6 protein-coding genes are annotated in these 6000 nt (G+C 67.0%); 4 read left to right on the forward strand and 2 right to left on the reverse strand.

All coding sequences use genetic code 11. From position 1 onward, the window contains the following. The first annotated feature begins 27 nt into the window (after positions 1-27). The gene (locus tag ABIA73_RS16825; protein ID WP_313283749.1) at positions 28-444 is read left to right on the forward strand and encodes a VOC family protein; all 417 of its coding nucleotides are present in this window, start codon (positions 28-30) and stop codon (positions 442-444) included. A gap of 143 nt (positions 445-587) precedes the next feature. Here the strand turns inward: ABIA73_RS16825 and ABIA73_RS16830 are convergent, their stop codons facing one another. Beyond that, positions 588-1472, reverse strand: coding sequence for a LysR family transcriptional regulator (locus ABIA73_RS16830; RefSeq protein ID WP_025874084.1), 885 nt, complete (start codon positions 1470-1472; stop codon positions 588-590). Between the two features lie 107 nt (positions 1473-1579). Between ABIA73_RS16830 and ABIA73_RS16835 the strand changes: the two genes are divergently transcribed. Then, positions 1580-2632, forward strand: a complete 1053-nt coding sequence (locus ABIA73_RS16835; protein ID WP_263930078.1) for an NAD(P)-dependent alcohol dehydrogenase — start codon at positions 1580-1582, stop codon at positions 2630-2632. 130 nt (positions 2633-2762) lie between these two features. Here ABIA73_RS16835 and ABIA73_RS16840 read toward each other — a convergent pair whose 3' ends face one another. After that, positions 2763-4127, reverse strand: a complete 1365-nt coding sequence (locus ABIA73_RS16840; protein ID WP_354276054.1) for a glutamate--cysteine ligase — start codon at positions 4125-4127, stop codon at positions 2763-2765. Between the two features lie 152 nt (positions 4128-4279). On the opposite strand from ABIA73_RS16840, the gene ABIA73_RS16845 reads away from it, so the two are divergent. Both ABIA73_RS16845 and ABIA73_RS16850 read left to right on the forward strand, forming a co-directional pair. Then, positions 4280-4984, forward strand: coding sequence for a VIT1/CCC1 transporter family protein (locus ABIA73_RS16845; protein ID WP_354276055.1), 705 nt, complete (start codon positions 4280-4282; stop codon positions 4982-4984). After that, on the forward strand, positions 4981-5805 hold the full coding sequence (locus ABIA73_RS16850; RefSeq protein WP_025874080.1) for a helix-turn-helix transcriptional regulator: 825 nt from the start codon (positions 4981-4983) through the stop codon (positions 5803-5805). The genes ABIA73_RS16845 and ABIA73_RS16850 overlap by 4 nt, the downstream gene beginning before the upstream one ends. Positions 5806-6000 lie beyond the last annotated feature (195 nt).

The following is a 6000-nucleotide window of genomic DNA, read 5'->3' on the forward strand; positions in this document are numbered from 1 at the left end:
GTGCCCAACAACATGACGAAAGTCTCCATGAACTCCGTCACCACTTCGTTCATCGTCAACCTCGACGTGCCCGATCTTGCTGCCGCTGAAACCTTCTACACCGCAGCCTTCGACCTGCGGGTCGGCCGCCGCCTCGGCCCCGGTGCGCTGGAACTGCTCGGTGGCCCCACGCCGCTGTACCTGCTGCAGAACGATGCCGGCAGCGCAGCGACCGAAGACGGCGATGTGCGCGATTACGAGCGCCACTGGACGCCCGTGCATCTGGACTGGGTGGTCGCTGACATCGACGCGGCGCTTGCCCGCGCGGTTGCAGCCGGCGCCACGCTCGAACGCCCCGTCCGCGAACGCCTCTGGGGAAAGATCGCCGTGCTGTCCGATCCGTTCGGCCATGGCTTCTGCCTGATCCAGTTCAGCGATGCAGGGTATGACGCGCTGGTCGAATGAATTGGTCACTGCGTAGCGGGCGCCAATCCACGCATGGCGTGGATCTACTAGATGTAACGGCATCCATGCAGCGCGTGGATCAAAATGGGCGTGCGGCGATGGTCAGTAGATCCACGCCACGCGTGGATGCGGGTGATCGCGATTCATTCGCGCAGCATGTCCACGAACGCACGCAATGCACCGGGCATCTGCCGCTGTTTCGGGTAGTACAGCGCAAACCCGGCGAACGGTTCGCTCCAATCTTCCAGCACCGCCACCAGTCGGCCGTCGTCCAGATACGGCCGCGCGGTGTCTTCCAGCACATAGGCCAGGCCGATGCCATCGAGCACCGCGCCAACCACGGTGCCCTGCTCGCACAGCGTCAGTCGACCCGGTACGTCGATCTCCAGGGTCTGGCCGTCGCGTTCGAACTGCCACTTGTACAGATGGCCGCTGGCGAAACGGAAACGTACGCACTCGTGCGCGGCCAGGTCGCGCGGATGCTGCGGGGCCGGCCGGCGCCGCAGGTACTCGGGTGAACCGACAATCAATCCGCGCAGCGGCGGCCCCATCGGCACCGCCACCATGTCCTCGGGCACGAACTCGTGCAGGCGCACGCCAGCGTCGTAGCCCTCGGCAACGATATCGACCAGGCCATCGTTCTCGGTCAGCTCCACCCGTACGTCCGGATGCGCGTGCAGGAACCGCGCCAGCCGCGGCCCCAACTGGGTCGCCACCGCCGCCCGCGTCGCATTGATCCGCAGCAGGCCGGCCGGCACCGCGCGGAAGTGGTTCATTTCCTCCAGCGCGTCATGCACCTGCCCCAGCGCCGGCTGCAGGCGCTCCAGCAGGCGCTGCCCGGCCTCGGTCAGGGCCACGCTGCGGGTGGTACGGTGGAACAGGCCCACCCCCAGCCGTTCCTCCAGCGCGCGGATCGCATAGCTCACCGCCGAGGTCGACAGGGCCAGTTCGGCACCGGCGCGGCGGAAACTGCGGTGGCGGGCGACCGCAGCGAAGGCGGCCAGGTGGGTCAGGTTGTCAGTGGCCATGATTGTGCAGTCTGCCTTGATGAATCATGCCGATATATACGCTTCTTACCCCGAGGTACGGAGCGTATTGTAAAACGCCTTTCGACAAACCCTGCCAAGGATTCCCCATGTCCCTCGCCCGTGGTTACGCCGCCCACACCCATACCGACCCGCTGGTGCCCTTCGAATTCGAGCGCCGCGCGGTTGGCCCGAACGATGTGCGCATCGAGATCCTGTACAGCGGCATCTGCCATTCCGACCTGCACCAGGCCCGCGACGACTGGGGTGGCTCGATCTACCCGATGGTGCCGGGCCACGAGATCATCGGGCGGGTCACCGAAGTCGGCAGCGAGGTCACCCGCTTCAAAGTCGGCGACCACGCCGGTGTCGGCTGCATGGTCGATTCCTGCCGCCATTGCGATGCCTGCCAGCACGACCTGGAGCAGTACTGCGCCGAAGGTGCGACCTGGACCTACAACGGCCGCGAGCGTGAAAGCGGCGCACCGACCTACGGCGGCTATTCCGACCACGTGGTGGTCGAGCAGCGCTTCGTGGTCAAGGTCTCCGAAACGCTGGACCTGAAGGCAGCCGCGCCGCTGCTGTGCGCCGGCATCACCACCTGGTCGCCGCTGCGCCACTGGAAGGTCGGCCCGGGCCAGAAGGTCGGCGTGATCGGTCTGGGTGGCCTCGGCCACATGGGCGTGAAGTTCGCCAAGGCGCTCGGCGCGCACGTGGTGATGATCACCACCACCCCGGAAAAGGGTGCCGATGCCAAGCGCCTGGGCGCTGACGAAGTGCTGGTTTCGCGCGATGCCGAGCAGATGAAGGCGCATGCCGGCAGCTTCGACTTCCTGCTCAACACCATCCCGGTCGGCCATGACACCAACCCGTACATGGGCCTGCTCAAGCGCGAAGCGACCATGTGCCTGGTCGGTGTGCTGACCGAACTGGACCCGCCGTTGACCGGTGGCAGCGTGATCTTCGGTCGCAGGAACCTGACCGGCTCGGCGATCGGCGGCATGGCCGAAACCCAGGAGATGATGGACTTCTGCGCCGAGCACGGCATCGTCAGCGACGTGGAGATGATCGACATCAAGAACGTCAACGAAGCCTGGGAGCGCATGGCCAAGAACGATGTGCGCTACCGCTTCGTGATCGACATGGCCACCATCAAGGCCTGATCGCTGCGCTGATGGAATGAAGAAACCCCGGCATTGCCGGGGTTTTTTTGCGTACGCCACCCGCCGGGCATGGCCCGGCGCTACCGGATTCGTGGCGGGTAGCGCCGGGCCATGCCCGGCGGGCGCATTTTCAGTACGCGAACTCGCGGAACACCGGATCCACGTCACCGTGCCAGCGGCCATGGAACAGCGCCAGCTTGCGCTCGGCCGGGGTCAGGCCGGACTCGACGATTTCCTGCAGCACGTCCAGGAACTTGCTTTCATCCTGGCCATCGGCATTGCGCGCCGCACGGCGCTTGAGCCCATCCACCGAAATCTTCACCGCCTCGCGGGCGAGGTCGCGCACGGTGCCACCGCGGAACGGCAGGCCCATCGCGTGCTTGGGCACGCCATCACGCAGCGCATGGCGCTCGGCCAGGCTGAAGCCACGCACCAGATCCCACGCCGCATCCAGCGCCGTGTCGTCGTACAGCAGGCCCACCCAGAAGGCCGGCAGCGCACACAGGCGGCTCCACGGGCCACCATCGGCACCGCGCATTTCCAGGTACTTCTTCAACCGCACTTCCGGGAACGCGGTCGTGGTGTGGTCCGACCAGTCGCGCAGGGTCGGCAGCTGGCCCGGCAGCACCGGCAGCTTGCCCTGCATGAAGTCGCGGAAGCTCTGCCCGCTGGCATCGTGGTAGATGCCAGCGCGGTAGGAGAAATACATCGGCACATCGAGCAGGTAGTCGACATAGCGCTCGTAACCGAAGCCATCCTCGAACACGAAGTCGAGCATGCCGGTACGGTCGGCATCGGTATCGGTCCAGATGTGCGAGCGGTAGCTGAGGTAGCCGTTCGGCTTGCCTTCGGTGAACGGCGAGTCGGCGAACAGTGCGGTGGCGATCGGCTGCAGCGCCAACGACACGCGGAACTTCTTCACCATGTCCGCTTCGCTGGCGTAATCCAGGTTCACCTGCACGGTGCAGGTGCGGGTCATCATGTCCAGGCCGAGCGAACCGACCTTGGGCATGTACGAGCGCATGATCTTGTAGCGGCCCTTGGGCATCCACGGCATTTCATCGCGCGTCCACTTCGGCTGGAAGCCCATGCCGAGGAAACCCAGCTGCAGCTCGCCGGCCACCTGCGCCACTTCATTGAGGTGGGTGCCGGTTTCCACGCAGGTCTGGTGAATGGTTTCCAGCGCCGCACCGGACAGCTCCAGCTGGCCCGCCGGCTCCAGGGTCACCGAGGCGCCATCACGCAGCAGGGCGATGGTGTTGCCGTTCTCCTGCACCGGCGTCCAGCCGAAGCGGACCAGGCCGTTGAGCAGAGCCTCGATGCCGCGCTCGCCATCGAAGGTCGGCGGACGCAGGTCATCCAGGCGGAACCCGAACTTCTCGTGCTCGGTACCGATGCGCCACTGCGAACGGGGCTTCTCGCCGGAGGCGATCTCCGCCACCAGTTGCGAGCGGTCGGTAATGGGCGTATCGGCGACGTGGCTGGGGCTCGACAAGGGAGTGGCTCGCTGGACGGTGGCAGGGGATGTGGGGCTGGGAGCCTTGCATCGCAAGGGCGCACTATAGCGTGGCGGCTCGTTACGTCATGCGACGGTGACGGGTTTCAGCATCCTACCGACACCCTCTTGACCCTCGTACACTCAGGGCCATGAGCCGCCATTCACGACATCCCGAGCTGCACCGTGCCGATCGCGTCGGCTGGCTGCGGGCCGCCGTACTGGGCGCCAACGATGGCATTGTCTCGGTCGCCGGCCTGGTGGTCGGCGTGGCCGCCAGCGGCGCCTCGGCCAGCACGATCCTGGCCACCGGCGTGGCCGGCACTGTGGCCGGCGCGATGTCGATGGCCGCCGGCGAGTATGTATCGGTGCAGACCCAGGCCGATACCGAAAATGCCGATCTGGCGATGGAGAAGCGCGAGCTGCACGAAGACCCGCACAGCGAACTGGACGAACTGACCGCGATCTACCGCCATCGCGGGCTGGAGCCGGCGTTGGCGCGCCAGGTTGCCGAACAGCTGACCGCCCACGACGCGCTGGGTGCCCACGCGCGCGACGAACTGGGCATCACCGAGGAACTGCGCGCGCGGCCGTTGCAGGCCGCATTGGCGTCGGCCGCCGCCTTCACCTGTGGCGCCGCGCTGCCGGTGCTGACCGCACTGCTGACGCCGGTACAGAACGTCGCCACGGCCACCACGGTCAGCACGCTGGCCGGCCTGTGCCTGACCGGCGCGATGGCGGCACGCGCCGGCGGCGCATCACCCACGCGCGGCGCCCTGCGCGTGATGTTCTGGGGTGCACTGGCGATGGCCGCCGCGGCCACGGTCGGTCGCCTGCTGGGCTCGCACGTCATATGACCGGCATGCCCCCCACCGCCATGGCACTACTGGCGGAGATGGCCAGCCTCGCCGGCTGCCAACGCGCTGAGGGCTATGCCTGCATCACCGCCCGCCGCGAGCATGGTGCCAGTTCGGTGGAAATTCCCCAGCCACAGTTCGCCATCCTGCTGGAAGGCCGCAAGCAGGTACGTACCGCCCACCAGTCGCTGACCTTCGTGCCCGGCGACATCCTGCTGATCACCCAGCGTTGCCGCATCGACGTGGTCAACACTCCGGACCCGCAGACCGGACGCTACCTCAGCGCGATCGTGCCGCTGTGCACGGAAGTCCTGGCGGCGGCGCGCACGCTGTGGAGCGAGGCCTTGCCAACGGCCGGCGCGGCGCTGGCCCGGCAGGCGCTGGGCGATCACGCCACGGTACTGCGCAGCTGGCGGCAGTCGTTGCAGGACGGCCACTACAGCGAAGCGCGGTTGGCGCTGGCCACGCTGGTGCTGGCGTGGTGCCGGCAGGGCCACGGCAACCTGCTGTTGCCGCACGCACCGACGCTGGGCGAGCAGATCCGCGACCGCATCGCCGCCGAGCCGGCCCGCGACTGGCAGTCGCGCGACGTTGAAGCGCACTTCGCACTGAGTGGCGCGACCCTGCGGCGGCGGTTGGCCGCCGAAGCCACCAGCCTGCGCCAGCTGCTGACCGAAGCGCGACTGGCCCATGGCATGCAGCTGCTGTACACCACCGATCTGCCGTTGAAGACCGTGGCAGCGCGCGCGGGGTATCGTTCCGCAGCGAGTTTCAGCAAGCGCTTCGCCGAGCAGTACGGGCTGGCTCCCACAGATATTTGAGGGTTCTTCAGCAGGGCTGCGCCCTGCACCCGCAGAGGCAACGGCAACAGCCGAAGCAACAGCAACAGCAACAGCAACAGCGTGCATTCCGTGGGGTGGCGGGGCGGTGTGGGTATGCAGGACACGCCGTAAACCCATCCATGGGGGCTCGATGGCGCCATCCATGGCGCCAACGGTCCTGCATACCCACACCGC

The organism is Stenotrophomonas sp. 2694 (assembly GCF_040548715.1).
Lineage (GTDB): Bacteria > Pseudomonadota > Gammaproteobacteria > Xanthomonadales > Xanthomonadaceae > Stenotrophomonas > Stenotrophomonas indicatrix.

What these genes read in the sequence shown, in the direction of transcription:
- ABIA73_RS16825 (WP_313283749.1), top strand. Translation starts at nt 28, where the DNA reads ATGAACTCCGTCACCACTTCGTTCATCGTCAACCTCGACGTGCCCGAT.
- ABIA73_RS16830 (WP_025874084.1), bottom strand. Translation starts at nt 1,472, where the DNA reads ATGGCCACTGACAACCTGACCCACCTGGCCGCCTTCGCTGCGGTCGCC.
- ABIA73_RS16835 (WP_263930078.1), top strand. Translation starts at nt 1,580, where the DNA reads ATGTCCCTCGCCCGTGGTTACGCCGCCCACACCCATACCGACCCGCTG.
- ABIA73_RS16845 (WP_354276055.1), top strand. Translation starts at nt 4,280, where the DNA reads ATGAGCCGCCATTCACGACATCCCGAGCTGCACCGTGCCGATCGCGTC.
- ABIA73_RS16850 (WP_025874080.1), top strand. Translation starts at nt 4,981, where the DNA reads ATGACCGGCATGCCCCCCACCGCCATGGCACTACTGGCGGAGATGGCC.